The sequence below is a fragment of the Pseudomonas sp. 2 genome (genome assembly GCF_056627435.1).
Window position 1 is genome coordinate 109,361 of record NZ_JBWXNG010000009.1, and the last position, 26,408, is coordinate 135,768.

The window sequence follows — 26,408 nt, forward strand, 5'->3', positions numbered from 1 at the left end:
ATAGGACGGCCCCTTAATACAAAAAAGGCCGTCCGCCATGCCTCGCGCCCCGTCTCGCCTCGCCCTGCATATAGCAGTCATCGTCTCCAGCGGCTTTGCCACAGAGGCTTATGCCGTAGCGGCGCAGGACTTGCTGATCACCACGCCGAACCAGGCAGGCGTCGAGCTGAGCGGCACCGACAAACTGACGGTGACCAGCACAGGCGGCATCACCGCGAGCGGCAAGGCGGTCAGCTTCAAGGGCACGACCACCGGCGCGGGTGTCGTGGTCGACAACAGCGGCACGATCAAATCCACAGGCGGCCGGGCGTTCGACAGCAGCGGCGACAAGACCCTGGCGCGTAACTACAGCATCACCAACCGCGCAGGCGGCGTGATCGACGGCTACGACGATGCCCTGCGCATCGACACCAACTTCCCCAGCGGCACCATCCTGATCGACAACAGCGGCACCATCCGCTCCTCCACAGGCCAGGGCATCGATCTGGATTCGGTACGCGGCGCAGGCGTGACCACCACCATCATCAACCGCGCAGGCGGCCTGATCCGTGGCGAATTGAGCGACGGCATGAAAACCGGCTCCAATGCCACCATCACCAACTACGGCGAGATCTCCTCGGGCGATTCGACCAACGCCGACCAGAAGTTCGACGGTATCGACGTCGACTCGGCCACTGGCGTGACCATCAACAACTACGGGCTGATTTCCGGCGGGCGCCACGGCATCACCACCGATCTGGGCGCCACGCTGATCAACTACAGCACGGGCGTCATCATTGGCCGTAACGGCTCGGGCTACGGCTCCGACGGCGACGGCACGGTCATCAACTACGGCACCATCACCGGCAGCAACAATGGTCTGCAGCCCAATGGCGACGGCGACGGCGTGGACATCGACCTGATTGCCCACATCGAGAACTACGGCACCATCAAGGGCCTGGGCGCCAGCGGTGTCGACAAGAATGGCTTTGCCAACGGCAGCGAAGGTATCGCAGCCGGGGGCGGCTACATCTATAACGCCAGCGGGGCGCTGATCAGCAGCGTCGACAACGCGATTCTGGTGGACGACGGCAGCGGCGGCTCGGGCAAGGCCGCAACCACGCTGATCAACAACGGCACCATCATCGGGCTTGGCGGCTACGGCATCAAACTGGTGGGCGAGTTCGCCGACAACGTCTACAACAACGGCCTGATCAGCGGCAGCAACGGCCTGGCGCTGGACATGGGCGGCGGCAACGACACCCTGACCCTGGGCCACAACAGCCAGTTCGTCGGGCTAGTCGATGGCGGCACCGGCACTGACAGCGTGATCATGGACGATGTGCTGGGTGGCAGCTTCGGCGCCAGCCAGAACTTCGAAACCCTGCAAGTACGCAGCGGCACCTGGACCCTGACCGGCAGCGGCGACTTCAGCGATGGCGGCAGTGTTTCCAGCGGCGCACGCCTGATCAACCAGGGCGGTATCGCCGGCAGCATGACCGTCGACCAGGGCGGCGTGTTCGCCGGTGGCGGCTCGGTGGGTGGCCTGAACGTCAACGGCACGCTGGTGGCCAGCAAGGCCCTGGGCGCGGCACAGGTCAACGGCAACCTGAACATGGGCAGCGGCTCGACACTGGCCTTCGGCGCAGATGCCGACGGCGGCAGCGCCACGGTCAAGGTCAGCGGCAATGCCAACCTCAACGGCGCCTCGCTGGTGGTCAACGCCAGCCCCGGCACTTACCCGTGGCAGAGCCAGTACACCGTGCTGCAGGCGGGCAGCATCACCGGTACCTTTGGCAGCGTGAGCAGCGACTATGCGTTTCTCACCCCGACCCTGACTTACCAGCCCACCAGCGTCGGCCTGACCTACACCCGCAACGACGTGGCCTTCAACGATTACGCCAGCACCGGCAACGGCGGCAAGGCGGCCACCAGCCTGGCCACGCTGGGCAAGAACAACGCGCTGTACAACGCGCTGCTCAACACCAGCACTTCATCGGCCGGCACGGCCATCGAGCAGCTGGCGGGCAGCAGCAACGCCAACCTGACCAGCGCCACCCTGAGCGGCACCTCGCAAGTCAGCGCCACCATGATGTCGGCGATGACCGGCATGAGCAGCGGCGCCAGCCTGCTGGTGGGCATGGACGACAAGGACACCCCGACCCTGGCCGCCACCGGCGTGCCGGACGCCGCGCGCAACCTCAACGATCCGAACGCCCGTGGCCGCGTCTGGCTGCAGGGCATCGGCAGCTACGGCAAGTTCGATGGCTCCCATGGCAGCGCAGGCCTTGAGCAGCGCACCAAAGGCAGCGTGCTGGGCGTCGACTGGTCGCTGAGCCCGGCCTGGCGCGTGGGCCTGCTGGGCGGTTACTCGCGCACCGACCTGGACAGCACCGGAGTCGACGGCAAGGTCAACAGCTGGCACCTGGGCGCCTACGCCCAGCGTCAGGACGGGCCGGTGGCACTGCGCCTGGGCGCGGCGTATAGCCGTCATAATGGCGAGAGCAAGCGTAGCGTGCAGTTCGACGGCTTCAGCGATCGCCCGAAAGGCGACTACGACGCCGACAGCCAGCAGGCCTTCGCCGAACTGGGTTATGCGATGGGCAGCGGGCGCTTGAACGTCGAGCCGTTCGCCAACTTGGGTTATCAGCGCTACCACCGCGACAGCTACACCGAAAAAGGCGGCGCGGCGGCCCTGAGCGTCGACTCGCAAAGCCAGGACAACGTGACCAGCACCTTCGGCGTGCGCTTCGCCCAACTCAGCCAGCTGGAAAACGGCATGAGCCTGACGCCACGGGCGAGCCTGGGCTGGCGCCACACCTACGGCGACGTCGACAGCGAAACCCGCCAGGCTTTCGTGCTCGGCGGCAGCGCCTTCAGCGTCGAAGGCACGGCGCTGGATCGCGACAGCCTGGTCATCGAAGCCGGCCTGAACCTGGGCATCACCGCGCGCCAGACCCTGAGCGTCGGCTACAACGGCGAACTGGGCAGCAACAGCCGCAACCACGCGCTGATGGGCCAGTGGCAGATGAGTTTCTAAGATCGGCGGTCAAACACGTAATCGCTCTTGATTCTGGCCGAAGGCCGTAGGAGCGGCGCTTGTCCCGCGATCTGCCGCGAAGCGGCAGTAAAATCAGACAACTCGGCTGTGTCAGACATATTGAGTCGTCAGGTTTTACTGCCGCTTCGCGCCAGATCGCCGACAAGTCGGGCTCCCACGCCCTCCGGGCAGAGGCTGGATCGGTGGTTCGCAGGCAAAAAAAGAGGAGCCACGAGAGCTCCCCCAGAGGTAACCATCAGGCCGCTCGCATCTGCGCGCGAGCGGCCTTCAATCTTCGATCATTCGATCTCGATCAGAATCTCACCCGGATTCACCCGGTCGCCCTTGGCAACGTTGATCGCCACGACCTTGCCGGCCACCGCGGCCTGAACCTCGGTTTCCATCTTCATGGCTTCGGTGATCAACACCGCCTGGCCAGCCTTGACCGTGTCGCCTTCCTTGACCAGCACATCGACGATGTTGCCCGGCATGGTGGTGCTGACGTGGCCCGGCTTGCTGGCCTGGGCGCGTTTGCCGATGCCGCCGCCGACGAATTCGTTGAGCGGTTCGAACACCACTTCTTCCGGCATGCCGTCGATGGACAGATAGAAGTGGCGCTTGCCTTCGGCCTTGACGCCCACGCCGGTGATGTCGACGCGATAGGTTTCGCCATGCACGTCGATGACGAACTCGGTCGGTACGCCCTCACCGCCCACCTTGGCCACCGCGCCCGGCTCGGGGATCGGCAGCAGCGCTTCCGGCGTCAGGGTGCCCGCAGCGCGTTCTTCAAGGAACTTGCGGCCAATGTCCGGGAACATCGCGTAAGTCAGGACGTCCTCTTCGGATTGCGCCAGTGCGCCGATTTCCCCGCGCAGCTTGGTCATTTCCGGCTTGAGCAGGTCGGCCGGACGCACGTCGATCAGCTCTTCGTTACCGATGGCCTGACGACGCAGCTTCTCGTCCACTTGGCCCGGCGCCTTGCCGTAGCCGCCGGTGAGGTAGAGCTTCACTTCGTTGGTGATGGTCTTGTAGCGCTCGCCGGCCAGCACGTTGAAGAACGCCTGGGTGCCGACGATCTGCGAGGTCGGGGTCACCAGCGGCGGGTAGCCCAGGTCCTTGCGCACGCGCGGGATCTCGGCCAGCACTTCCGCCATGCGGTTCAGTGCGCCCTGCTCCTTGAGCTGGTTGGCCAGGTTGGAAATCATGCCGCCCGGCACCTGGTTGACCTGAACGCGGGTGTCGACTGCGGTGAATTCGCTCTCGAACTGGTGATACTTCTTACGCACGGCGTAGAAGTACAGGCCGATTTCCTGCAGCAGTTCCAGGTCCAGGCCGGTGTCGAATTCGCTGCCCTTGAGCGCGGCGACCATCGACTCGGTGCCCGGATGGCTGGTGCCCCAGGCGAAGCTGGAGATCGCGGTGTCGATGTGGTCGACGCCGTTTTCCACCGCCTTGAGCTGGCACATCGCGGCCAGGCCTGCAGTGTCATGGGAATGGATGAACACCGGCAGCGACTGCTCGGCCTTCAGCGCCTTGACCAGCTCGCCGGTAGCGAACGGGGTCAGCAGGCCGGCCATGTCCTTGATCGCTACCGAGTCGCAACCCATGGCTTCCATCTGCTTGGCCTGGGCCACGAACGCGTCGATGGTGTGCACGGGGCTGACGGTGTAGGCGATGGTCCCTTGAGCGTGCTTGCCAGCAGCCTTCACGGCTTCGATGGCCACGCGCAGGTTACGCACGTCGTTCATGGCGTCGAAGATGCGGAACACGTCGATGCCGTTGACCGCCGCCTTGGCGACGAAGGCCTTGACCACGTCGTCGCTGTAATGGCGGTAGCCCAGCAGGTTCTGGCCGCGCAGCAGCATCTGCAGGCGGGTGTTGGGCAGTGCAGCGCGCAACTGGCGCAGGCGCTCCCATGGGTCTTCCTTCAGAAAGCGCACACAGGCGTCGAAGGTCGCGCCGCCCCAGACTTCCAGCGACCAGTAGCCGACTTTGTCGAGCTTCTCGCAGATCGGCAGCATGTCTTCGGTGCGCATGCGGGTGGCGAGCAGCGATTGGTGAGCGTCGCGCAGGATGGTGTCAGTTACAAAAATCTTCTTGGACATTGTTGTGTTCCTCACAGGCCTGCGTGGGCGGCGATGGCGGCGGCGATGGCCAGGGCCAGCTCTTCGGGTTTGCGCTTGATCGAGTAGTTGGTCAGTTCAGGGTGGCTTTCCACGAAGCTGGTATTGAACTGGCCGCTGCGGAATTCCGGATTGCGCAGGATTTCCTGATAGTAGGCGGCGGTGGTCTTCACGCCCTGCAGGCGCATGTCGTCGAGCGCGCGCAGGCCACGGTCCATCGCCTCTTCCCAGGTCAGCGCCCAGACGATCAGCTTCAGGCACATCGAGTCGTAGAACGGCGGAATGGTGTAGCCGGTGTAGATCGCCGTGTCGGTTCGCACGCCAGGCCCGCCGGGTGCGTAGTAACGGGTGATCTTGCCGAAACTGGGCAGGAAGTTGTTTTTCGGGTCTTCGGCGTTGATCCGGAACTGCAACGCGAAGCCACGGTGAATGATGTCTTCCTGCTTGACCGACAGTGGCAGCCCGGACGCAATGCGGATCTGCTCGCGGACGATGTCGATCCCGGTGATTTCCTCGGTGATGGTGTGTTCCACCTGCACCCGAGTGTTCATTTCCATGAAGTACACCTCGCCCTCGGCGAGCAGGAACTCCACGGTACCGGCGTTCTCGTAGCCCACGGCCTTGGCCGCGCGCACCGACAGGTCGCCGATGTAGGCGCGCTGTTCGGGGGTCAGCTGTGGGCTGGGAGCGATTTCGATGAGCTTCTGGTTGCGGCGCTGGATCGAGCAGTCACGCTCGAACAGGTGCACCACGTTGCCAAAGCTGTCACCAATGATCTGCGCCTCGATGTGTTTGGGGTTGACGATGCATTTTTCGAGGAACACTTCGGCCTTGCCGAACGCCTTGGTCGCTTCGGAAATGACCCGCGGGAAGGCCTGCTCGAGCTCATCGCGGCTGTTGCAGCGCCGAATACCGCGCCCGCCACCACCGGAAGTGGCCTTGAGCATCACCGGATAGCCGATGCGGTCGCCTTCGGCCAGCGCCTCTTCGACGTCGGCCACGTTGCCTTCGGTGCCCGGCGTGACCGGCACGCCCGCCTTGATCATGCTGCGCCGCGCTTCGGTCTTGTCGCCCATGCGGCGAATGACTTCAGCGGACGGACCAATGAATTTGATTCCACGTTCGGCGCAGATCTCCGCCAGTTCGGCGTTTTCCGAGAGGAAGCCATAACCGGGGTGCAGTGCGTCGCAACCGGTTTCCACGGCCAGGTTCACCAGCTTGCGCGGGTTCAGATAACCCTCCAGCGGCTCGGAACCAATGCCATACGCCTCGTCTGCACGCTTCACATGGAGCGCGTGACGGTCTGCGTCGGAATAGATCGCCACCGAACGGATGCCCATTTCGGCGCAGGCGCGCACGATACGGACAGCGATTTCTCCACGGTTGGCGATCAGGATTTTTGTTATCACTGGCATTTCCTCGACCGATGTTCAGACGGACCGGTGAGCCGGTCAGTACGCGGCGACTTTGCGCATCAATGTTGCAGCATGTTGCGTCGCAGCGATGGGCTCACCCTATGACGAATCAGCAATTAACAAAAATGAGTAAAAATTGGGTTAAACATAAGTAAAACCTTATAGTCTGCCTTTCAGCCATTTGCGGAGCCTTTGAAAATTGCGTAAGTCATTGATGCGTATGACATTGCGTCAATTGCGGATCTTCAATGAAGTCTGCGATCTGCGCTCCTACAGCCGCGCGGCCGAGGAAATGTCGCTCACTCAACCGGCGGTCAGCCTGCAGATTCGTCAGCTCGAAGAGCTGATCGGCCAGCCCCTGTTCGAGTACGTGGGCAAGAAGCTCTACCTGACCGAAGCCGCCGAGGCGCTGCAACAGGCCAGCCGTGACATTTTCGGCCGCCTGGAGAACCTCGACATGCAGTTGTCCGACATGCAAGGCTCGCTGCAGGGGCAACTGAAACTCGCCATCGAATCCAGCGCCAAGTACTTCGTTCCCCACCTGTTCGCCGCATTTAAACGCCAATACCCCGAAGTCATGCTGAATCTGACCGTGGTCAATCGTGCGCAGGTGATTCGCAGGCTTTCCGACAACCGCGATGATCTGGTGGTGATGTCGATGGTGCCGCAAGACATGGGCCTGGAGTTTCTACCGTTCCTCAACAACCCGATCGTTGCCGTGGCGCGCCCGGACCACCCGCTTTCGCAGCTGCCCAACCCCTCGCTCAAGGATCTGGAAAGCCACACACTGGTGATCCGCGAGCAAGGCTCGGGGACGCGCAGGGCATGCGAGGAATATTTCAAGGAAAAACGCATCCACTTCGAACACACACTGGAGGTGTCCTCGGCCGAAGCGCAGCGCGAATGCGTGGTGGCAGGGCTGGGGGTCGCCCTGCTTACACGGCATGCACTGAGCCTGGAACTGGCCACTGCAACCCTCAAGGAGCTGCCGGTGGCCGAGTTGCCGCTGTATCGCAGCTGGTGCGTGGTGCAGGCTCGGGAAAAGCGGCTATCGCCCGTGGCTCACGCCTTTCTTGCGTTCATCCGCACCGAACGTGCACAGATCAGCGAGCTGATGTCACGCTTTGACGGCCAGCTTCCGACGCGCTAGCGCCTTGCCAGAAATTGCCGGCCACTTCCAGGTAATCGTCGTATTCGAGGGTCAGGCGGCGGTCTTCGAAACGGGTTTCAATCGCACGCCGAAACGCCATGCGGCGCTGGTCTTCCTGCTGACGGCGGGTTTTGACGCTGGAGTTCTGCGAGTCATCGTAGTGCCGAGGCATATCCTGTCTCCCATTGCGTGTGCGGAGTTACAGAGTGGCCGCAGGGAGTGACGATCAGGAGGCGAAAGCGTTACAAGTTGGTGAAGGATGTTTTTACACAATCTGTAGGAGCGCGCTTGCCCGCGATTGCAGAGTGTCAGACGCAACAACATTGCATGGCACACAGCAATCGCGGGCAAGCGCGCTCCTACAACGGGATTTCAGTCTTCAGCGGATTTGATCGACTTGGGCGACAACCGCAGGCTGCGCAAGCTGCGTTTCACGCTCTTGAGGTGGTTGACCAGGCTTGGGCCGCGCGCCATGGCCACGCCCATCGCCAGCACGTCGATCACCACCAGATGCGCGATGCGCGAGGTCAACGGCGTGTAGATCTCCGTGTCTTCGTGCACGTCGATGGCCAGGTTGACCGTCGACAGCTCGGCCAGCGGGGTCTGGCTCGGGCACAGGGTGATCAGGTTGGCGCCACTCTCGCGCACCAGGTTGGCGGTGATCAGCAGGTCCTTCGAGCGGCCGGACTGCGAGATGCACACCGCGACGTCGGTCGGCTTGAGCGTCACCGCCGACATGGCCTGCATGTGCGGGTCCGAGTAGGACGCCGCCGTCAGCAGCAAGCGGAAGAACTTGTGCTGCGCGTCCGCGGCCACAGCGCCCGACGCACCAAAGCCGTAGAACTCGACGCGATGAGCCGAAGCCATCACCGACACCGCGGCCTGCAGCGCATGGGGGTCGAGCTTCTCGCGGACCTCCATCAGCGTGTGCAGCGTGGTGTCGAAGATTTTCAGGCTGTAGTCGGAAACCGAATCGTCTTCATGGATCGCGAACTGGCCGAAACTGGCGCCCGCCGCCAGGCTCTGGGCCAGCTTGAGCTTCAGGTCCTGAAAGCCGGTGCAGCCGATGGCACGGCAGAAACGCACGATGGTGGGTTCGCTGATGCCGACGCTGTGGGCCAGATCGGCCATGGAGCTGTGCATCACGGCTGCCGGATCGAGCAGCACATGGTCTGCTACCTTGAGCTCCGACTTACGCAAGAGATGGCGGGACTGGGCAATGTGCTGCAACAGATTCAAAGGACAGGACTCATGAGAAGGATGGGCCGGGTTGTAGCTTTCTTGTAGTTATACTACATGACCTGCAAGCCGCACAGCTAAACGAGGCTGGATAACGCAAACGATCGTCCATGCAGGACTCGTCGCGATGGAGTGTAGGACTTTTCACGCATGACTCCAGGCATTCACTACACAATCGCGCAGGACATCGCCCATCGAACTCGCCTCCACCGGCCGACTGATCAAGTAGCCTTGCACCTCATCGCAGTGGTGCGCCTTTAGAAACGCCAATTGCTGCTCATCTTCCACGCCCTCGGCCACCACCTTCAACTCCAGGCTGTGGGCCATGGCGATGATGGCGCGGGTGATCGCGGCGTCTTCGGTGCCTTCGTTCAAGCCGCGGATAAAGGCCTGGTCGATCTTCACGTAGTCCACCGGAAAGCGCTTGAGGTAACTCAATGAGGAATAGCCGGTGCCGAAATCGTCGATGGCCAGCTTCACGCCCAACTCGCGCAACTGCTGGAAGGTGCTGATGATGTGCTCGACGCTGTCGAGCAACTGGCTCTCGGTCAGTTCCAGTTCGAGGTACTCGGGCATCAGCCCGGTTTCGTCGAGCACCTGGCGCACCAGACTCACCAGCTTGCCTTGGCGCAACTGATGCACCGACAGGTTCACCGAGACCCGTATCGGCGCCAGGCCACTGCGCTGCCACTCGCAGGCCTGGCGACAGGCGCGGCGCAGCACGAACTCGCCGATGTCGGCGATCAGCCCGGTTTCCTCGGCAAGCCCGATGAACTCGCCCGGCGGCACCATCCCGCGCACCGGATGGCGCCAGCGCACCAAGGCTTCGGCGGAACTCAGATGCCCGGTCGCCAGCTCCAGCTTGGGTTGGTAGAAGACTTCCAGCTGCCCTTCCTCGATGGCCCGGCGCAGTTGGATCTCCAGCTGCAGACGCTCCAGCGTGCGCGCCTGAAGGCTCTCGGTGTAGAACTGGAAATTGTTGCCGCCCAAATGCTTGGCGTGCTGCATCGCCATGTTGGCCTGGCTGACCAGTGCAGCAACGTCCCTGCCTGACTCCGGCAGAAAGGCGATGCCGATGGACGCATTGACCACCAGCTCATGCCCGGACACCGACAACGGCGAGCGCAGCTTGGCCAGCAGGCGCGTAGTGATGCGCGCCAGCGTGGTGAGGTTGCCGTAAGTGTCGAACAGCACAGCGAACTCATCGGCCGACAGCCGGGCGATGGTATCGGCCTCGGAGAGCTCGGTGCTCAGCCTGCGCCCGACCTGGCGCAGCAGCTGGTCGGCGACCTCCAGCCCGAGGCTGTCGTTGAGCAGCTTGAAACGATCCAGATTGATGTGCAGCAAGGCCAGGTTCTGCCTGCCCTGGCCCACGCGCAGATTGGCCTCGCGCAGCCGCTCGTTGAACAGCGAACGGTTCGCCAGGCCGGTCAGCTCGTCGTAGTGCGACAGGTAGCGGGTGCGTTCCTCGTAGTGTCGGGCCAGTTCCTGATTGAGCGCGTCGCTTCTGGCCTGCGCCTCCTGCAGGTGCTCGATCAGCGCCTGATTCTGGAAGCGCCGGGTCAGGCCGCGCTGGATCAGGCGGTTGACCTGGGCGGTCACCACGATCAGCGCCAGCAACAGAATCAGCCCCAGCCACGCCCAGCCGCGCAACGGCACGTCGCCGCCCCAGAACAGGTACACGATCGGCGGCAGCAGGCACGGCACGGTAAAGGTCAGGAAGGCCGGAATGCTCGCCGCGTAGGCCACGCTGGCCGACAAAGTCGCCGCGCCGACCAGGCCGAACACCCAGGCCTGCTGGATGAAACTCTCGACCGGCACCACCATCAGCGCGGCGCTGGACAGCGTGAAACCACTGACGCAGGCACCGGCCAGAAACATCCGCCGCCATATCGGCCGGGCCTGTTGCTCGGGCGCCGCGGCACGAAACGCCGCCACCTGCAGCACGCGCAGACACACCAGCGCCGACAGCCAGCCGACCCAGATGCCGACCAGCACATAGCGTTCCGGGCTCCAGAGCAGCCAGGCGCAGAGCATGCCGTTGATGAACATGAACAGGGTCGGCAGCAGCGACCCCTGATAAAGAAGACGGGTGCGCTCGACTGCAAGCTGGGTCGCGAACTGTTTGCGGATGACACGGCGTGTCGCCACAGAGTTGGCCGGGGCGTCTGAGCTGGTGGTCATGGCGATTCTTGTAATTAGTGGGCCTTGATCGTCAGCGGAGCATACACAAGCCACCGACGAGACCATACAGTCAGAAAAATTAATTCTGTGAATGGCTCATCGCGCACGACGACCGACCGGCGTTAGCGTTTGCCCGCCGTCCCCGCCTCACCCTAGAATGCGCCGATGCATAATGACGACCTCTCCCTCCTGCTCAATTCCCTCAACGATGCCCAGCGCCAGGCCGTAGCCGCCTCCGTTGGCCGTCAGTTGGTCCTGGCCGGCGCTGGTTCCGGCAAAACCCGCGTGCTCGTGCACCGCATCGCCTGGCTGATGCAGGTCGAGAACGCCTCGCCGCATTCGGTCCTGTCGGTGACGTTCACCAACAAGGCCGCCGCCGAGATGCGCCACCGCATCGAGCAACTGATGGGCATCAGCCCGGCAGGCATGTGGGTCGGCACCTTCCACGGGCTGGCGCATCGCCTGTTGCGGGCGCACTGGCAGGAAGCGGGGCTGAACCAGAACTTCCAGATCCTCGACAGCGACGACCAGCAGCGCCTGGTCAAGCGGGTGATCCGTGAAATGGGCCTGGACGAGCAGAAATGGCCCGCGCGTCAAGCGCAGTGGTTCATCAACGGCCAGAAGGACGAAGGCCTGCGGCCCAAGCACATCCAGGCTGCGGGCGACCTGTTCCTGAGCACCATGAAGGCCATTTACGAGAATTACGAAGCGGCCTGCCAGCGCGCCAGCGTCATCGATTTCTCGGAGCTGCTGCTGCGAGCGCTGGACCTGTGGCGCGACAATCCGGGCCTGCTGGAGCATTACCAGCGCCGTTTCCGACACATTTTGGTGGACGAGTTCCAGGACACCAACGCCGTGCAGTACGCCTGGTTGCGCCTGTTGGCCAAGGGCGGCGACAGCCTGATGGTGGTCGGCGACGACGACCAGTCGATTTACGGCTGGCGCGGGGCGAAGATCGAGAATATTCATCAGTACTCCGATGACTTCCCTGACACCGAAATCATCCGCCTGGAGCAGAACTACCGCTCCACGGCCAGCATCCTGAAGGCCGCCAACGGGCTGATCGTCAACAACAGCGGGCGTCTGGGCAAGGAATTGTGGACCGACGTCGGCGACGGCGAGCTGATCAGCCTGTACGCCGCGTTCAACGAACACGACGAAGCGCGTTACGTGGTGGAAACCATCGAAAGCGCGATCAAGACCGGCCTGTCGCGCAGCGATATCGCCATTCTGTACCGCTCCAACGCCCAGTCGCGGGTGCTGGAAGAAGCCTTGCTACGCGAACGCATCCCGTACCGCATCTATGGCGGCCAGCGCTTCTTCGAGCGCGCCGAGATCAAGAACGCCATGGCGTACCTGCGGCTGATCGATGGCCGCGGCAACGATTCTGCGCTGGAGCGGGTGATCAACGTGCCACCGCGCGGCATCGGCGAGAAGACCGTCGAAGCCATCCGAGAACACGCGCGCCACGCCGACGTTTCGATGTGGGAATCCATGCGCCTGCTGGTGGCCAACAAAGGCCTGACCGGTCGCGCGGCCAGCGCGCTGGGTGCCTTTATCGAGCTGATCGAAAACCTCGCGGCCAAGGTCACCGACATGCCGCTGCACCTGATGACCCAGACCGTCATCGAGCAGTCCGGGCTGATCACTTATCACCAGGAAGAAAAAGGCGAGAAAGGCCAGGCCCGGGTGGAAAACCTTGAGGAACTGGTCAGCGCCGCCCGCGCCTTCGAAACCAGCGAAGGCGAGGAAGACCTGACACCGCTGGCGGCTTTCCTCGGCCATGCGTCGCTGGAAGCCGGCGACACCCAGGCCGACGAGCACGAAGACAGCATTCAGCTGATGACGCTACACAGCGCCAAGGGCCTGGAATTCCCGTACGTGTTCCTGGTAGGTATGGAAGAAGGCCTGTTCCCGCACAAGATGAGCTTGGAAGAACCGGGGCGTCTCGAAGAAGAACGCCGCCTGGCCTACGTCGGCATCACCCGCGCCATGCAGCATCTGGTGCTGACCTACGCCGAGACCCGACGCCTGTACGGCAGCGAGACCTACAACAAGGTGTCGCGTTTCGTACGCGAGGTTCCGCCGAATCTGATTCAGGAGGTGCGCCTGTCCAACAGCGTCTCGCGGCCGTTCGGCGGCTCCAAGACGATGGCACCGAGCCGCCTGTTCGACGGCGAAGGCATTCCGCAAAGCCAGTTCTCCCTCGGCCAACGCGTGCAGCACGCGGTGTTCGGCGAGGGAGTGATCCTCAACTTCGAAGGCGCCGGTGCCCAGGCACGGGTGCAGGTGAATTTCGCCGAGGGCAGCAAGTGGCTGATGCTGGGCTACGCGAAGCTGGAGCCGGTTTGAAGCTTCGCCTCTAACCTATGTGGGAGCCGGCTTGCTGGCGAATGCGGCATATCATTCAACGCTAATGTGAATGAAACACCTCGCTCTGTAGCAGCACGGCTTGCCGGCGGGATCGGTCTCAAGATCGCCCCGCCGGCAAGCCGTGCTGCTACGGGGCGTATTGCGTTGGCCCCTTGCATTCCTACAACGCGCCCTCATCTTTCCTACAGAACTTTCTCCATAGCCCTACGACCCAAGTATTACGGGCGCTATTGAGATCCACGCAAAAGCCAGAAACATTTGGTCGCTGGTCAGACACATTTGTCCTGTTCAATATGGCGCGCGTGCAATCCACAAACGGGAAATCCCAATATGCAACGTTTTCTAAGCATCGCTTTGGCGCTGGTCATCGGACTCACCATGAGTCTGGATGCCAACGCAGCGCGTTTCGGTGGTGGCAAGAGCATGGGCTCGGCGCCTACCCACCAGGCGCGTCAGACAGCCCCATCCGCTCCTGCTGCCGCCCCTAACGCCGCTGGCCGTCCTGCGCCTGCTGCAGGCGGTGCTTCCAAGTGGCTGGGCCCATTGGCCGGTATCGCTGCCGGTGGCCTGCTGGCTTCCATGTTCATGGGCGGCGGTTTCGAAGGCATGCAGTTCTTCGACATCCTGATCATGGCGGTCATCGCCTTCGTGATCTTCCGCTTCATCGCGGCCCGTCGTCGCAAGCAGGAGCCACAGATGGCCCCGGCTGGCGCGCCGTACCAGCGTGAAACCTTCGAACAGCCTGCTCAGCCGAACAATTCGATGTTCGGTGGTTCTTCGGCCGCTGCGCGTCCGGTGATCAACGCCCCGGCCTGGTTCAACGAAGAGCGCTTCCTTGAAGCAGCACGCACGCACTTCCAGTCGCTGCAGCAGCACTGGGACGCGAACGAGATGGACAAGATCGCCGAGTTCGTGACCCCGCAGATGCTGCAGTTCCTGAAGAAAGAACGCGCCGACCTGGGTGACGGCTTCCAGTCGACCTACATCGACAACCTGACCGTGCAACTGGAAGGCCTGGACGATCGCGCCGACAAGACCATCGCCACCCTGACCTTCGCCGGCGTGGCCAAGACCTCGCGCTTCGACCAGGGTGAAGTGTTCAGCGAAAGCTGGAACATGGAACGCGCCCCGGGCGAAAACCAGCCTTGGCTGGTGGCAGGTATTCGCCAGAACGGCTGAAACTCTTTGCCGCTTCGCTGATCCAAAACCCCGACTCTGTTCGGGGTTTTGCTTTTTTGAACCCCGCGTTTAATTTGGTGATGTCTTTGAGCTACTGTATAACCCGCGCAAATCGTTAGAGGATCCACGTCGTGGAAGAAGTCATCGAACAACTCCGTGAAGCCAATGAGCCGGTTCCCGTCCCGCTTGAGCTGCCGGACGAAGATCAGCTGGTCGAAATCGAAGAAGAGCTGTTCATCAACATTCCTTTTGTCTTCAAGGAATTTTTGCTGCACGTGAGCGACGTGGTCTACGGCAGCCTGGAGCCCGTCACCGTCACTGACCCGGGTTCGCACACCTACCTGCCGGAAGTGGCGGCCAACGCCTGGGACGCCGGCGTGCCGCGCGACCTGATCCCGCTCTGCCAAGACGGCGACGACTACTACTGCGTGGAAGAAGACGGCACCGTGGTGCTGTGGTCCGGCGAAGAAGAACTCGTCACCGAGGAAAGCTGGGAATCAGTGTGGCACTGGGCGCGGGACGTCTGGCTGGAAAGCTGAGGACGCCCCCCCTTGAACCTTCGGAGGCCATGCTTCTGAATTCAGTGCTGCGAGCCTAGCGCTCCGAAGGTTCCTGATTGTTCCCCAGTGTCTCCAGCAGCGCGATCTGCATGCGCGTATGCACGCGGATGAACCAGCGCCACAGCACCGCGGCCACCACCGCCGCGACCATCACGATCAAGAGCAGCCACTCGCTGGTGGGCAACATGCTCGCCGAAAGCAGCGCGATCAGCACGAAAATCACCGACAGCGACAGCAAGGGGATCACCTCGGCGATCACCCGCCGCACCCGCTCGGTATGGCGCCCGGCCATTTCCGGCTTGACGCTCATCTCTGCCAGCAGCATCGACAGCGCCTTGAGCTTGCGATAGGCCGCGATCAGGAACGGCAGCGACAACAGCAGCGATGCGCCCCACACAGCGGCCTTCTGCTGACCGACTTCGCTGATCCACTCGCTGAACCAGTCACCAATGCGCTCGGCGAAATACACGCCGCAGAAGAAGATCGCCACCACCAACGCCAGGTTCACGCCCACCTGCAGCAGAATCCTGCGGATCATCGACGCCAGTAGTGCGCCCTGCCCCTGCGGCTGAATGCTGCGCAGCCATTCCCCGTACAGGCCGAACACTCGCGCGACCCGCTGCGGCACCACGGCGCCGAGGGAATGCGACAGCGGATCGGCCGCGCGAATCAGGTAAGGCGTCAGCAACGTGGTGATAGCGGACACGGCCACAGCCACGGGATAGAGGAAATCGCTGGTGACCTGCAGCGTCATCCCCAGCGCCGCGATGATGAAGGAAAACTCACCGATCTGTGACAGCCCCATGCCCACGCGCAGTGAGGTCTTGCCGTCATTGCCGGCGATAAACGCCCCCAAGCCGCAGGACAACATTTTGCCCAGCACCACCGCGACGGTGATCACCGCAATCGGCCAGGCGTATTCGAGCAAAATCTTCGGATCGATCATCAGGCCGATGGCGACAAAGAAGATGGCGCTGAACATGTCGCGAACCGGCTCGATCAGGTGCTCGATTTTCTTCAACTGCCGGGATTCGGCCATGATCGCGCCGATCAGGAACGCGCCCAGCACCATGCTGTATTCCAGTTTCACCACCAGCAGACAGAAACCGAAACACAGGCCCAGCACCGTGATCAGCAACATCTCGTTGCTCTCGAACTTCGCCACGTAAGCCAGCAGGCGCGGCACCAGCAGGATGCCGATGACCAGCGCGACGATCATGAACAACGAGAGCTTGCCCACCGTGGAGAACACTTCGCCGGAGCTGACCGTGCCGCTCACGGCGATACCCGAGAGCAGCGCGATGATGCCAATCCCCAGGATGTCCTCGACGATCAGCACGCCGAAGATCAGCTGGGCAAAGCGCTGGTTCTTCATCTTCAGGTCATTGAGCGCTTTTACGATGATGGTGGTCGAGGAAATGGCCAGGATCGCGCCCAGGAACAGCGAATCCATGGTGCTCCAGCCGAAGTATTGGCCGATCTCGTAGCCGATCCAGATCATCAGCATGATTTCGAGAAACGCGGCAATGAACGCAGTGGCGCCGACCTTGAACAGCTTGCGCAGGCTGAATTCCAGCCCCAGGCAGAACATGAGGAAAATCACCCCGAGCTCGGCGAGGGTCTTAATGGTCTCTTCGTCGTGAATCAGGCCGAACGGCGGGGTGTGCGGGCCGATGATGAAACCGGCGACGATGTAACCCAGCACCACCGGTTGCTTGAGACGATGAAAGAGCACCGTCACCACACCGGCCACGAGCATGATGACGGCCAGATCCTGAATAAAACTGATGGCGTGCATGGCGCGGCTCCTTGTCACAAGCAGTGATATGCGCGTTCTCGCCTCGAAGGGAAGCGACTGCTGTGCGAAAAGCCGCCAACGGTGTCGGAAAATTCTGACCGGAACGCAGGAAATACCCCATCCAAGGGTTTTCGCAGGTTAACACTGCACAAAAGAGCGTAAAGCCGGTGCAATATATAGAAACAGATAGGCATCAGGCGTGACGGCAACGCGGCGGTTTGCGTCCTGATATCGTTGGCTTTGATTGCCAATCAGAACCCGAGCACCAGCAAGGTGCCAACTTGACTCAATTGACCGTGAGCACGCTATGGAACCCGGAAACTCCCAGCTGTCGATGACTGTATTGATGACCCCGGACATGGCCAACTTTTCTGGCAACGTGCACGGCGGCACCCTTCTCAAGTACCTCGACGAAGTGGCCTACGCCTGCGCGGCCCGTTATGCAGGCCGTTATGTCGTGACGCTGTCGGTGGACCAGGTGATTTTCCGCGAGCCGGTGCACGTCGGCGAGCTGGTGACCTTTCTCGCCTCGGTGAACTACACCGGCAACACCTCGATGGAAGTCGGGATCAAGGTGGTGACCGAGAACATCCGCGAGCGCTCGGTGCGTCACTCCAACAGCTGCTTCTTCACCATGGTGGCCGTGGACGACCAGCGCAAGCCGGTGAGCGTACCGCCGCTGGTGCCCGAGAGCAGCGAAGGCAAGCGCCGCTACGTACAGGCCCAGCAGCGCCGGCAGATTCGTCAGGAACTGGAAAAGCGCTACCGCGAAATTCGCGAAGACGGGGTGTGATCGTCCTGGACGTCTGTTCTGGATAAATACGGTCCGTAGCAGCACGGCTTGCCGGCGGGTGCGATATGTCTGTGACGAACATGTCGCCTGACACACCGCCCCGCCGGCAAGCCGTGCTGCTACGGGCTATTTATCAGGCGTTCAAACGAACCGCTTCGAACTTCACCCGCGGATGCGCAATCCGGTCCTGCGCGCGCACCAGCTCGAGCTCGTAACTGCCGCAGGCCTGGGTCTCCAGCAGCACTTCATGCACCGCCGACGCCGTGTATTCAAAGGCGCTGCGCAAATCCTCCCCGAGCAACACCTTCGACAGAAAGAGCCCCGAGGTCAGGTCGCCCACGCCCACCGGCTGACGGGGGAAAGCCAGCAGCGGCCGGCGCAGGTGCCAGCTTTCCTGCTCGGTCACCAGCAGCATTTCGAAGCCGTCGGCGGGTTTGCCCGGATAATCCAGGTGTTTGACGACGATCGCCTTCGGCCCGCGAGCCAGCAGCGAGCGCGCCATCGCCAGGCAGTCGAGCAGCGAAGTCGGTTTGCGCCCGCAGAAGCTGTCCAGCTCCAGTTGATTGGGGCAGAGGAAATCCGCAACCGCCGCGGCTTCCTCCAGCAGGAAATCACTGACTTCCTGGGGCACGATGCAACCCTTCTCGGGATGGCCCATGACCGGGTCGCACAGGTACAGCGCGCGCGGGTTGGCGCGCTTGATCTGCGCCACTGCCGTCAGAATCGCCCGGCCCTGCGCCGCGCTGCCCAGATAGCCCGAAAGCACGGCATCGCAGTTGCCCAGCTCGCCAATGGCCGCAATCCCCTCGACCAGCGCAGGAATTTGCTGCGGCGCCAGCACTTCCCCCGCCCAGTGTCCATACTGAGTGTGGTTGGAGAACTGCACGGTATTGAGCGGCCAGACATTGATGCCGATACGCTGCATGGGGAACACCGCAGCGCTGTTGCCAGCGTGTCCGAAAACCACGTGAGACTGGATGGCGAGTAAATGAGGCGAACGTTTCATGACAGGTTCCTGAAGCCGGGAAAGCACCTTAGTAGTGAAGCCGGACGAAGTGAAGCGAAATTAAACGAACGGGCTATGGCTGTCGGCGACCTGACGCAGTTAAGCTGGACATCTTCCGTTGGAGCTCGATTCCCATGCTGACCCTGGGCAACATTTTCGTCCTGATGCTGCTGGCCACTGCTGGCGCCTGGCTGTGGCACTCCCACGGCCTGCGCGAACGCGCCCTGGAGCGCGTGAAACAGCACTGCGCCAAGCTCGACATCGAATTGCTCGATGGCAACGTCGCCCTGCGCCGCATCACCTTCAAGCGCGACAACGAAGGCCGCAAGCGCCTGGCCCGGGTGTACAACTTCGAATTCACCGTGACCGGTGAGCAGCGCCACCCCGGCACCATCACCATGTTCGGCAAGCACACCGCGCAGATCGAGCTGGCGCCCTACCCGTTCGAAATCAAGAACCCCAAGCCTACGGCCGAGATCATCCAGCTCAACGAATGGCGGCAGGAACATAACAAGTGGAAGCAATGAGTCGCTGCTGATACCCGGCTCGCACTCCCACCTCAATCCTGTAGCAGTCCGGCTCGCCGGCGGCCGCTTTTTAGACGAGACAACTGGCCAACTGCTTCTTCAGCTCAGCTTCATCCTGCCCCTGGGCAAAGATCAGCTCCAGCCGCGAATCCTTGCGCCACTCACTGGCTGCCCAGGCAAACGCCCCGCCCTCCAGCGCGTTGCCCGATACCCACCCGCGCTCGCTGTGGATAACCAGCTTGGCCCTCCGCCAATCAAGGCCTTGCAGCCACTGCTGCACCTTCGCCGCATCGAACACCCGCTCGGGATGCCAGCGCCAGCCAATGCTCCAGCCTTCGGCCTGCTGCTGACTCAGGCAGATCGGCGTCATCGGATCGGCCCAGACCGCCGGCAACTGCCCCAGGCTTTTGGGCGCAACGAAGTTATCCACACCCTCGATTGCCAGGGCCTCAACACCCGGCAGTTCAGCCAGCGGTAATGCGCCCGATTCGGTCCAGAACACAGGCCGGTCCGGCAACCTACGGCTGATCGACTCGCGCGCGCTGGTATCCAGCAGCGCCGATTTGTTGAGCACCAGCAGGCCCGCATCCGCGACCGCTTCCTGTTGCGTGGCAGGCAATGCATTGCCCGCCGCCAGCGCCATTGCGTCGAGCACCATCACGCCAGGCTGCACCGCCAGCACGCCCACCCAGGGCGCCTCACGCAATTGGGCCATCAACTGCACCGGGTGGCCCAGGCCGGAAGGCTCGATGAACAACCGGTCAGGCCGGGCCTTGCGCAACAGGCGCCCGAGGCCGATCTGGAACGGCGCGCCGTTGACGCAACACAGGCAACCGCCAGCCACCTCGCCAAGTGCGATACCATCCTCGGCCGTGCTGAGCAGCGCAGCATCCAGGCCGATCTGCCCGAATTCGTTGATCAGGATCGCCCAGCGCTCATCGGCGGGCTTCTGCCCAAGCAGGTGCTTGATCAGGCTGGTCTTGCCGGCGCCCAAAGGGCCAGCAATGACATGGGTGGGAATGTTCTGCAGCATGTCCGGCCATTGTTAAACGTCGCTCCCGAAAACGAGCGCAGACGGAGGTAATCGATGCGAGCAATCTGGCTGCCCGTGCGGCTGGCGTTGATGCTGTTGGCTGTGACGTCGGGCCAGGCGTGGGCCGAGTCCTGTGTGGTGCACAGCCAGGCCGAGCGACTGGACGTCAAAGTCTGTCAGGAAAATATCAACATCCCGCCAGAACTGTTCCACGACGGCTTCTGCAAACCTCAGTTGAAGGACCAGAAGGTGGAAGTGGCCTACATGGCGCAATGCCCGTCAGGATCGTTCGGCCAGTGCAGCAACGCGCAAGTCGCCAATATGCCCTATCGGCAGAACATTCACTATTACGGTGTGGCGAGTGATGCGGCGTTTCTCAAGCCGTTCTGCGAGCAGCAGAGCAAGGGTGTGTGGAAAACCCGATAACACACCACACACCCTGTAGGAGCGAATTCATTCGCGAAGGTCTGACAGGCGCTTCATCTGTATCGCCTGGACCATTTTCGCGAATAAATTCGCTCCTACAGAAAGCTGTTTTACTAGGCCGCTTCGCCGTGCCAGTCACCAAACGGATCATCCAGCTCGCGCCAGCTTTCCACGCCAGCAGCCATTTCGATGTCGGTCAGCAGGCAGGCGTCCAGATCGGCATTGAGCCGGTCAAAATCGATGTTCTGACCAATGAACACCAGCTCCTGACGGCAGTCGCCGCTCTGCGCCATCCAGTTGCGCATGATCACCTCGGTGCTTTCCTCGTCCTGCGGCCAGTGCTCCTTGGGCACGAAACGCCACCAGCGCCCGGCAAAGCCATAGCGCATCAGCCCGCCCGCCTGAGACCAGCTACCGGCCTCCTGGTGCTTGTTGGCCAGCCAGAAGAAACCCTTGGAGCGCAGCAGCTTGCCGTTGCTCCACTGGGCGTTGATGAAGTCGAAGAAGCGCTGCGGGTGGAACGGCCGACGCGCGCGGTACGCCGTCGAGGCGATGCCGTATTCCTCGGTCTCCGGCACATGCTCGCCACGCAGCTCCTTGAGCCAGCCCGGCGCCTGGGAGGCCCGCTCGAAATCGAATCGGCCGGTATCGAGGATCTTGCCCAGCGGCACGGCGCCCATCAACATCGGCAGGATTTCCGCCTGGCTGTTGAGGGTTTTCAGGATGGCCATCAGCTCCTGGCGCTCGCTGGAGCTGATCAGGTCGATCTTGCTGATGAGGATTACGTCGGCGAATTCCACCTGCTCGATCAGCAGGTCGGTGATGGAGCGCTCGTCATCTTCGCCCAGGGTTTCGCCGCGCGAATCCAGGCTTTCGGCGGCCTGATAGTCCTGCAGGAAATTCAGGCCGTCGACCACCGTGACCATGGTGTCGAGCCGCGCGATGTCGGCCAGGCTCTGGCCGGTTTCGTCACGAAAGGTGAAGGTTTCGGCCACCGGCAGCGGCTCGGAAATCCCCGTGGATTCGATCAGCAGATAATCGAAGCGCCCGTCCCGGGCTAGGCGGCCGACTTCTTCGAGCAGGTCTTCACGCAGGGTGCAGCAGATGCAGCCATTGCTCATTTCCACGAGCTTTTCTTCAGCGCGGTTGAGGCTGACATCGCGCTGGACTTCGCCGCCGTCGATGTTGATTTCGCTCATGTCGTTGACGATGACGGCAACACGCAGGTCTTCGCGGTTGCGCAAGATATGATTGAGCAGCGTACTTTTACCGGCACCGAGAAAGCCGGAGAGGACGGTAACGGGGAGGCGGTTCATGGAGATCTCATCAGGTAGCAGGTTTGGACGCCTTTTACGTTATAATATAACACTACAAATCTGCTAACTATTTTTGCAGGATCAGCTCGATGGTCAGGGTTTCCGGTTTTCTTTCAGCGCTCGCTCTGCTGCTGAGCACACAGGCTGCGTTCGCCGCTCCGCCCTCGCCCAAACTGGATCAGGCGCTGTGCACGCGCAGCGCAACGCTGCTGGCGTGCATCGATGCGTACGACAACAGCTACAGCGTGGCGATGGCAGGCACGACCATGTATTTGCGTGGTTACGAGAGCGAAGGCAGCCGCCGCTGGGCGCAGACCAATAGCCGCTATGGCTCGCTGACGTTCTTCACCGGGCTGGCCTCCGATGGCGAGGCCTGGGTGGGGTATATCCAGAAAGTCGGCTGGACGACGATCAGCCGGGTGTCGAGCTCCAGCGGGAGCCGGAGCAAGATTACCTGTGATCGGATAATGGGCTGCAGATAGCTGCTCTTGTAGGAGCGCGCTTGCCCGCGACTGCATTGGGTCTGTGACGACGTTATCGCCTGACACACCGCGATCGCGGGCAAGCGCGCTCCTACAGGGATTTGTGCAGAATCAGACGACTGCTTGCTGCGCCGCCTTCTCCGCCTGACGCCAGGCAATGTAGGACCCCGCCGGCGGATTGCGTTCGAAATACTGCTTCATCCCATCGAACAGCCCATCGGCCACCGCCTGTTGATGCCGCGCCGTGACCAGGCGCTGGCTGTCGCGGCTATTGGAGATGAAACCGGTTTCGACCAGGATCGACGGCACGTCAGGCGATTTCAGCACGGCAAATCCGGCCTGTTCCACGCGCTTCTGGTGCAGCGTGGTCACGCCTTCCAGGCTGCCGAGCACGGTATGGCCCAACTGCAGGCTGGCGGCGATGGTGGCGTTCATCGACATGTCGAGGATCACCCCGGCCAGCATCGGGTCCTTGTCCTTGAGGTTGAGCAGACTGTTGGCGCCGATCAGGTCCGCGCCGTTCTCGCGCTGGGCCATGAAGCGCGCCGTCGCCGAGGTCGCGCCGTTTTCCGACAGGGCAAACACCGAAGCGCCCGAGGCCGTCAGGCGCGGCGCCGCGTCGGCGTGCACGGAAATGAACATGTCGGCGTTGTACTTGCGAGCGATGTCCACGCGCTTGCGCAGCGGCACGAAGAAGTCGTCGTTGCGCACCAGACGCACGTCGAAACCCTTCTCGCGCTTGAGCCGCTTGGCCAGCATCTGAGCGATGGACAACACCACATCTTTCTCTCGCTCGCCCTTGGAGCCGATGGCGCCCGGGTCCTTGCCGCCGTGGCCGGCATCGACCACCACCATGATGTCGCGCTTGGGATGGTTCTTGTCCACCACAGGCGCCGGCGGCTCTTTCGCCACCGCGGCCGCCGGTGCGGCAGCCAGCTGCACAGGCGGTTTTGCGGCCACGTCATGCCCCAGGTCCACCACCAGTCGGTTGCCCTGAGCACCTTCCGGGCCGAGCAGGAAACTGTTGAGCTGCACCGGCGACGCGAGATCCAGCACGATGCGGGTATCGCCCTGGCCGAAGTGGCCGGAACGAATCGCCTTGATGGGCGAGTTCTCCAGCGCCAATTGACTGAAGTCACCTTCCAAGCGTGCGCCGCTGATATCGATGATGATGCGTTCAGGCGCGCTCAGGGTGAAGGTCTTGTACTGCACCGGACCACTGAGATCGAACACCAGTCGAGACTTGTTTTCGGAACGCCAGAGACGCGCGTTGCGGATCTGCGTGGCGTTGACAGAGAAAGGAAGCGCGAAAGCGGCGCTGGCCAAAAGCATGTTGAGCAGCATTTGACGTCGATGCATGGCACGTTCCGAAAAAAGACGAGCATCCCGGCTCTGAGAGGCATGAACATTGTTCGTAACAATATAACATGTTACCTGAAACCCGAAGATGAACCTTTTTTCAGAATTGGCGGCAGTTTTGGGAGATAAATCAGGGGTTAACGGCAAAAAACTCAAGTGAAACAAGAAGATGTTCCACGTGGAACACGTTCGGTGTTTTTACCGTAGAAACAAAAACGCCCCGTAAATACGGGGCGTTCGGACAAACGGTCACTCAGGTACGCGGTTTGACTGTTCCACACTGCTGGCCCAGCCAGACAGCCTTGGTGTCCATGCTGCCGTTCTGTTGCTGGCCGGTGGCGTTGAACGAGCCCACCACATGGGTGCTGAACTCGCGGTCGCTCTGGAACTGCGCAACGCCTGTGCCTTGTGCACGCGGGCAACTGAACCTGAATTTCCAGGTGGGCCCGTTGCGATCGGTGATCTGCTGGCTGCAGCCGGACTTGGGATCGGTCAGCGGGATCTGCTCGCTCTTGACCTGCTCCGGTGTCAGGCATACCCGCACGCCTTTGCCGCCCAGTGTAATACCTTGTTTTTCCAGCATTTGTTCCATGGCCGCGCGTTGCTGCGGGGCCATCATCTGCAGCTGGGCGAGCATGACCTGCATGTCGGGCATCTGTTGGCCGTCGACCTGCATGTTGCTCGACGTCAGCTCCCACAGTCCGGGTTGCAGCACCTGGGCCTGAACGAACGGCGCTGCCAGACCCACCATCAACGCCAGTACGCGCTTTTTCATGAACCCTGATTCCTCTTCTGAGACAGTTGGATTGCGGCCTGTCGACGCCGCCGGACAATGACGCTTAGACGACAAATCCGGTAACCAGTTGCAGGCTGAATTAAATAGCGACAATCGCGGCGGCCTGTGGTCTGTTAGACACAACAGGATCCGCCACAAGGTCGCTCATGGACTATCACAGCCCGTATTTTTTCGGCTATCTGATCGGCTTCACTCATCTGCTGGGCATCGTAGCAGCGATTCACGCATTGCTGACGGTCCGCACCGCGCAAGGCTCGATCGCCTGGGCGATGCCGCTGATCTTCATCCCCTATATCACCCTGATTCCCTACCTGGTGTTCGGCCGCAGTACGTTCGACGCCTACATCAAGGCGCGGCGCCAGGCCAACACCGAGATGCGCGACGCCATCGTCGATTTCAACTGGAAGCCCTGGATCGAAGAAGCCGTGGCCGCGAGGCGCTCCGATGCGTACGAGTCGTTGCGGGCGATGCCCAAGCTGGGCCGCATGCCGTGCCTGGCCAACAACGAGGTGAAATTGCTGGTCAACGGCGACGCGACCTTCAGCGCGATCTTCGACGCCATCAGCGCGGCGAAGCGGGTGGTGTTCGTGCAGTTTTTCATCATCCATGACGACGACCTGGGCCGCCGTCTGCAAACCTTGCTGCTGAACAAGGCGGCTGAGGGCGTGGAAGTTTTCGTGCTCTACGACCGTATCGGCAGTCATGCCCTGCCCGCCAGTTACGTCGAGAAACTGCGCGCCGGCGGCGTGCAGATCAAGGCATTCGCCACGCGCGGCGGCTGGCTCAATCGTTTCCAGATCAACTTCCGCAATCACCGCAAGATAGTGGTAGTCGATGGTATCCGCGGCTTCGTTGGCGGGCATAACGTCGGCGATGAGTATCTGGGCCTCAAGCCGCCCTTGGCGCCGTGGCGTGATACGCATGTGGCGATCGTCGGCCCGGTAGTGGCATGCCTTCAGGAGTCATTTGCCGAGGACTGGTTCTGGGCGACTCGCGAGTTGCCGCCGCTGATCCTGCCCGAGCGATACCCGGAAGACGGCGTGCTCTGCCAGTTGCTCGCCACGGGGCCTGCGGACAAGCAGGAAACCTGCTCGCTGTTTTTCGTCGAGGCGATTCATGCGGCGACCACGCGGGTGTGGATCACCACGCCCTACTTCATTCCCGACGAAGCGGTGTTTGCCGCGCTGCGCCTGGCAGTATTGCGCGGCGTCGACGTGCGCTTGTTGCTGCCGTCGCGCCCAGATCATTACACGGTGTACGCCGCCTCCAGCCTGTACGCCTTCGAAGCCGTGCGCGCAGGTGTGCGCATCTTTCGTTACCAGCCGGGCTTTCTGCACCAGAAGGTGGTGCTGGTGGACAACGAGATCAGCGCCATCGGCAGCGCCAACCTGGACAACCGCTCGTTCCGCTTGAATTTCGAATTGATGCTGCTGACCGTCGACGAGGAATTCGCCCGGGAAGTGGAGGCGATGCTCAGTGATGACTTTGCCCAAGCCGTTGAAATTTCGAAGGAAGACAGCCGCGAGACCCATCATTTGCAGCGTTTGGGGATGCGAGTGGCGCGGCTAATCTCGCCGATTCTTTGAAGGAGACACAGCCCGTAGCAGCACGGCTTGCCGGCGGGGCGATA

The 26,408-nt window shown here is 62.0% G+C and carries 21 protein-coding genes; 10 read left to right on the top strand and 11 right to left on the bottom strand.

Going from position 1 to position 26,408, the window contains the following annotated elements:
• Positions 1–37: 37 nt before the first annotated feature.
• Positions 38–3,019, top strand: a complete 2,982-nt coding sequence (locus tag AC1MEK_RS16610; RefSeq protein ID WP_480397371.1) for an autotransporter outer membrane beta-barrel domain-containing protein — start codon at positions 38–40, stop codon at positions 3,017–3,019.
• Positions 3,020–3,318: 299 nt separating this feature from the next.
• Here the strand turns inward: AC1MEK_RS16610 and oadA are convergent, their stop codons facing one another.
• Both oadA and AC1MEK_RS16620 read right to left on the bottom strand, forming a co-directional pair.
• Positions 3,319–5,124: a sodium-extruding oxaloacetate decarboxylase subunit alpha gene (gene oadA, locus AC1MEK_RS16615; RefSeq protein WP_480397372.1), complete on the bottom strand. Its 1,806-nt coding sequence runs from the start codon at positions 5,122–5,124 to the stop codon at positions 3,319–3,321.
• Between the two features lie 11 nt (positions 5,125–5,135).
• The gene (locus AC1MEK_RS16620; RefSeq protein WP_480397373.1) at positions 5,136–6,551 is read right to left on the bottom strand and encodes an acetyl-CoA carboxylase biotin carboxylase subunit; all 1,416 of its coding nucleotides are present in this window, start codon (positions 6,549–6,551) and stop codon (positions 5,136–5,138) included.
• A 205-nt stretch (positions 6,552–6,756) separates the two neighbouring features.
• Between AC1MEK_RS16620 and AC1MEK_RS16625 the strand changes: the two genes are divergently transcribed.
• Positions 6,757–7,707: a LysR family transcriptional regulator gene (locus AC1MEK_RS16625; protein ID WP_480397374.1), complete on the top strand. Its 951-nt coding sequence runs from the start codon at positions 6,757–6,759 to the stop codon at positions 7,705–7,707.
• Here AC1MEK_RS16625 and AC1MEK_RS16630 read toward each other — a convergent pair.
• From AC1MEK_RS16630 to AC1MEK_RS16640, 3 genes are all read right to left on the bottom strand, one after another.
• Positions 7,661–7,879 carry a PA3496 family putative envelope integrity protein gene (locus AC1MEK_RS16630; protein ID WP_480397375.1) on the bottom strand — a complete coding sequence of 73 codons (219 nt, stop codon included), beginning with the start codon at positions 7,877–7,879 and terminating at the stop codon, positions 7,661–7,663. The genes AC1MEK_RS16625 and AC1MEK_RS16630 overlap by 47 nt on opposite strands.
• A 200-nt stretch (positions 7,880–8,079) precedes the next feature.
• A complete protein-coding gene (hexR, locus tag AC1MEK_RS16635; RefSeq protein WP_480397376.1) occupies positions 8,080–8,946 on the bottom strand; it encodes a transcriptional regulator HexR in 867 nt (288 codons plus the stop codon).
• Between the two features lie 144 nt (positions 8,947–9,090).
• Positions 9,091–11,130: a putative bifunctional diguanylate cyclase/phosphodiesterase gene (locus tag AC1MEK_RS16640; protein ID WP_480397377.1), complete on the bottom strand. Its 2,040-nt coding sequence runs from the start codon at positions 11,128–11,130 to the stop codon at positions 9,091–9,093.
• Positions 11,131–11,295: 165 nt separating this feature from the next.
• On the opposite strand from AC1MEK_RS16640, the gene uvrD reads away from it, so the two are divergent.
• The 3 genes from uvrD to AC1MEK_RS16655 all read left to right on the top strand — a co-directional run bounded on the left by uvrD (position 11,296) and on the right by AC1MEK_RS16655 (position 15,221).
• Positions 11,296–13,482: a DNA helicase II gene (uvrD, locus tag AC1MEK_RS16645; protein ID WP_480397378.1), complete on the top strand. Its 2,187-nt coding sequence runs from the start codon at positions 11,296–11,298 to the stop codon at positions 13,480–13,482.
• A gap of 351 nt (positions 13,483–13,833) precedes the next feature.
• On the top strand, positions 13,834–14,682 hold the full coding sequence (locus AC1MEK_RS16650; RefSeq protein WP_480397379.1) for a Tim44 domain-containing protein: 849 nt from the start codon (positions 13,834–13,836) through the stop codon (positions 14,680–14,682).
• A gap of 131 nt (positions 14,683–14,813) precedes the next feature.
• Positions 14,814–15,221, top strand: a complete 408-nt coding sequence (locus AC1MEK_RS16655; protein ID WP_480397380.1) for an SMI1/KNR4 family protein — start codon at positions 14,814–14,816, stop codon at positions 15,219–15,221.
• Between the two features lie 55 nt (positions 15,222–15,276).
• Here the strand turns inward: AC1MEK_RS16655 and AC1MEK_RS16660 are convergent, their stop codons facing one another.
• A complete protein-coding gene (locus AC1MEK_RS16660) occupies positions 15,277–17,040 on the bottom strand; it encodes a cation:proton antiporter (RefSeq protein WP_480397381.1) in 1,764 nt (587 codons plus the stop codon).
• Positions 17,041–17,347: 307 nt separating this feature from the next.
• On the opposite strand from AC1MEK_RS16660, the gene AC1MEK_RS16665 reads away from it, so the two are divergent.
• Positions 17,348–17,833, top strand: a complete 486-nt coding sequence (locus tag AC1MEK_RS16665; protein ID WP_480397382.1) for an acyl-CoA thioesterase — start codon at positions 17,348–17,350, stop codon at positions 17,831–17,833.
• Positions 17,834–17,966: 133 nt separating this feature from the next.
• Here the strand turns inward: AC1MEK_RS16665 and pdxY are convergent, their stop codons facing one another.
• The gene (gene pdxY / locus AC1MEK_RS16670) at positions 17,967–18,839 is read right to left on the bottom strand and encodes a pyridoxal kinase PdxY (protein WP_480397383.1); all 873 of its coding nucleotides are present in this window, start codon (positions 18,837–18,839) and stop codon (positions 17,967–17,969) included.
• Positions 18,840–18,973: 134 nt separating this feature from the next.
• On the opposite strand from pdxY, the gene AC1MEK_RS16675 reads away from it, so the two are divergent.
• The gene (locus AC1MEK_RS16675) at positions 18,974–19,366 is read left to right on the top strand and encodes a DUF3301 domain-containing protein (protein WP_274132142.1); all 393 of its coding nucleotides are present in this window, start codon (positions 18,974–18,976) and stop codon (positions 19,364–19,366) included.
• Between the two features lie 70 nt (positions 19,367–19,436).
• Here the strand turns inward: AC1MEK_RS16675 and AC1MEK_RS16680 are convergent, their stop codons facing one another.
• Complete coding sequence (locus AC1MEK_RS16680) at positions 19,437–20,399, bottom strand: CobW family GTP-binding protein (RefSeq protein WP_480397384.1); 963 nt, start codon at positions 20,397–20,399, stop codon at positions 19,437–19,439.
• Between the two features lie 54 nt (positions 20,400–20,453).
• On the opposite strand from AC1MEK_RS16680, the gene AC1MEK_RS16685 reads away from it, so the two are divergent.
• Entirely contained in the window at positions 20,454–20,825 is a 372-nt protein-coding gene (locus AC1MEK_RS16685) for an NADH:ubiquinone oxidoreductase (RefSeq protein WP_480397385.1), read from the top strand.
• Between the two features lie 113 nt (positions 20,826–20,938).
• On the opposite strand, the gene zigA is transcribed toward AC1MEK_RS16685, so the two are convergent.
• A complete protein-coding gene (zigA, locus tag AC1MEK_RS16690) occupies positions 20,939–22,141 on the bottom strand; it encodes a zinc metallochaperone GTPase ZigA (protein WP_480397386.1) in 1,203 nt (400 codons plus the stop codon).
• Positions 22,142–22,230: 89 nt separating this feature from the next.
• Between zigA and AC1MEK_RS16695 the strand changes: the two genes are divergently transcribed.
• On the top strand, positions 22,231–22,623 hold the full coding sequence (locus tag AC1MEK_RS16695) for a glutamine synthetase (RefSeq protein ID WP_480397387.1): 393 nt from the start codon (positions 22,231–22,233) through the stop codon (positions 22,621–22,623).
• A gap of 111 nt (positions 22,624–22,734) precedes the next feature.
• Here AC1MEK_RS16695 and AC1MEK_RS16700 read toward each other — a convergent pair whose 3' ends face one another.
• Both AC1MEK_RS16700 and AC1MEK_RS16705 read right to left on the bottom strand, forming a co-directional pair.
• Positions 22,735–23,982, bottom strand: a complete 1,248-nt coding sequence (locus AC1MEK_RS16700; protein ID WP_480397388.1) for an N-acetylmuramoyl-L-alanine amidase — start codon at positions 23,980–23,982, stop codon at positions 22,735–22,737.
• Between the two features lie 253 nt (positions 23,983–24,235).
• On the bottom strand, positions 24,236–24,757 hold the full coding sequence (locus AC1MEK_RS16705; protein ID WP_480397389.1) for a DUF3617 domain-containing protein: 522 nt from the start codon (positions 24,755–24,757) through the stop codon (positions 24,236–24,238).
• Between the two features lie 167 nt (positions 24,758–24,924).
• Between AC1MEK_RS16705 and cls the strand changes: the two genes are divergently transcribed.
• Positions 24,925–26,364, top strand: coding sequence for a cardiolipin synthase (gene cls / locus AC1MEK_RS16710; RefSeq protein ID WP_480397390.1), 1,440 nt, complete (start codon positions 24,925–24,927; stop codon positions 26,362–26,364).
• The last annotated feature ends 44 nt before the right edge of the window (positions 26,365–26,408 follow it).

Bases quoted from the DNA above. Each gene is read 5' to 3' on its own strand.
- AC1MEK_RS16610 (WP_480397371.1), top strand. From the start codon at position 38: ATGCCTCGCGCCCCGTCTCGCCTCGCCCTGCATATAGCAGTCATCGTC.
- oadA (WP_480397372.1), bottom strand. From the start codon at position 5,124: ATGTCCAAGAAGATTTTTGTAACTGACACCATCCTGCGCGACGCTCAC.
- AC1MEK_RS16630 (WP_480397375.1), bottom strand. From the start codon at position 7,879: ATGCCTCGGCACTACGATGACTCGCAGAACTCCAGCGTCAAAACCCGC.
- AC1MEK_RS16640 (WP_480397377.1), bottom strand. From the start codon at position 11,130: ATGACCACCAGCTCAGACGCCCCGGCCAACTCTGTGGCGACACGCCGT.
- uvrD (WP_480397378.1), top strand. From the start codon at position 11,296: ATGCATAATGACGACCTCTCCCTCCTGCTCAATTCCCTCAACGATGCC.
- AC1MEK_RS16650 (WP_480397379.1), top strand. From the start codon at position 13,834: ATGCAACGTTTTCTAAGCATCGCTTTGGCGCTGGTCATCGGACTCACC.
- AC1MEK_RS16660 (WP_480397381.1), bottom strand. From the start codon at position 17,040: ATGCACGCCATCAGTTTTATTCAGGATCTGGCCGTCATCATGCTCGTG.
- AC1MEK_RS16665 (WP_480397382.1), top strand. From the start codon at position 17,348: ATGGAACCCGGAAACTCCCAGCTGTCGATGACTGTATTGATGACCCCG.
- pdxY (WP_480397383.1), bottom strand. From the start codon at position 18,839: ATGAAACGTTCGCCTCATTTACTCGCCATCCAGTCTCACGTGGTTTTC.
- AC1MEK_RS16675 (WP_274132142.1), top strand. From the start codon at position 18,974: ATGCTGACCCTGGGCAACATTTTCGTCCTGATGCTGCTGGCCACTGCT.
- AC1MEK_RS16680 (WP_480397384.1), bottom strand. From the start codon at position 20,399: ATGCTGCAGAACATTCCCACCCATGTCATTGCTGGCCCTTTGGGCGCC.
- AC1MEK_RS16685 (WP_480397385.1), top strand. From the start codon at position 20,454: ATGCGAGCAATCTGGCTGCCCGTGCGGCTGGCGTTGATGCTGTTGGCT.
- zigA (WP_480397386.1), bottom strand. From the start codon at position 22,141: ATGAACCGCCTCCCCGTTACCGTCCTCTCCGGCTTTCTCGGTGCCGGT.
- AC1MEK_RS16695 (WP_480397387.1), top strand. From the start codon at position 22,231: ATGGTCAGGGTTTCCGGTTTTCTTTCAGCGCTCGCTCTGCTGCTGAGC.
- AC1MEK_RS16700 (WP_480397388.1), bottom strand. From the start codon at position 23,982: ATGCATCGACGTCAAATGCTGCTCAACATGCTTTTGGCCAGCGCCGCT.
- AC1MEK_RS16705 (WP_480397389.1), bottom strand. From the start codon at position 24,757: ATGAAAAAGCGCGTACTGGCGTTGATGGTGGGTCTGGCAGCGCCGTTC.
- cls (WP_480397390.1), top strand. From the start codon at position 24,925: ATGGACTATCACAGCCCGTATTTTTTCGGCTATCTGATCGGCTTCACT.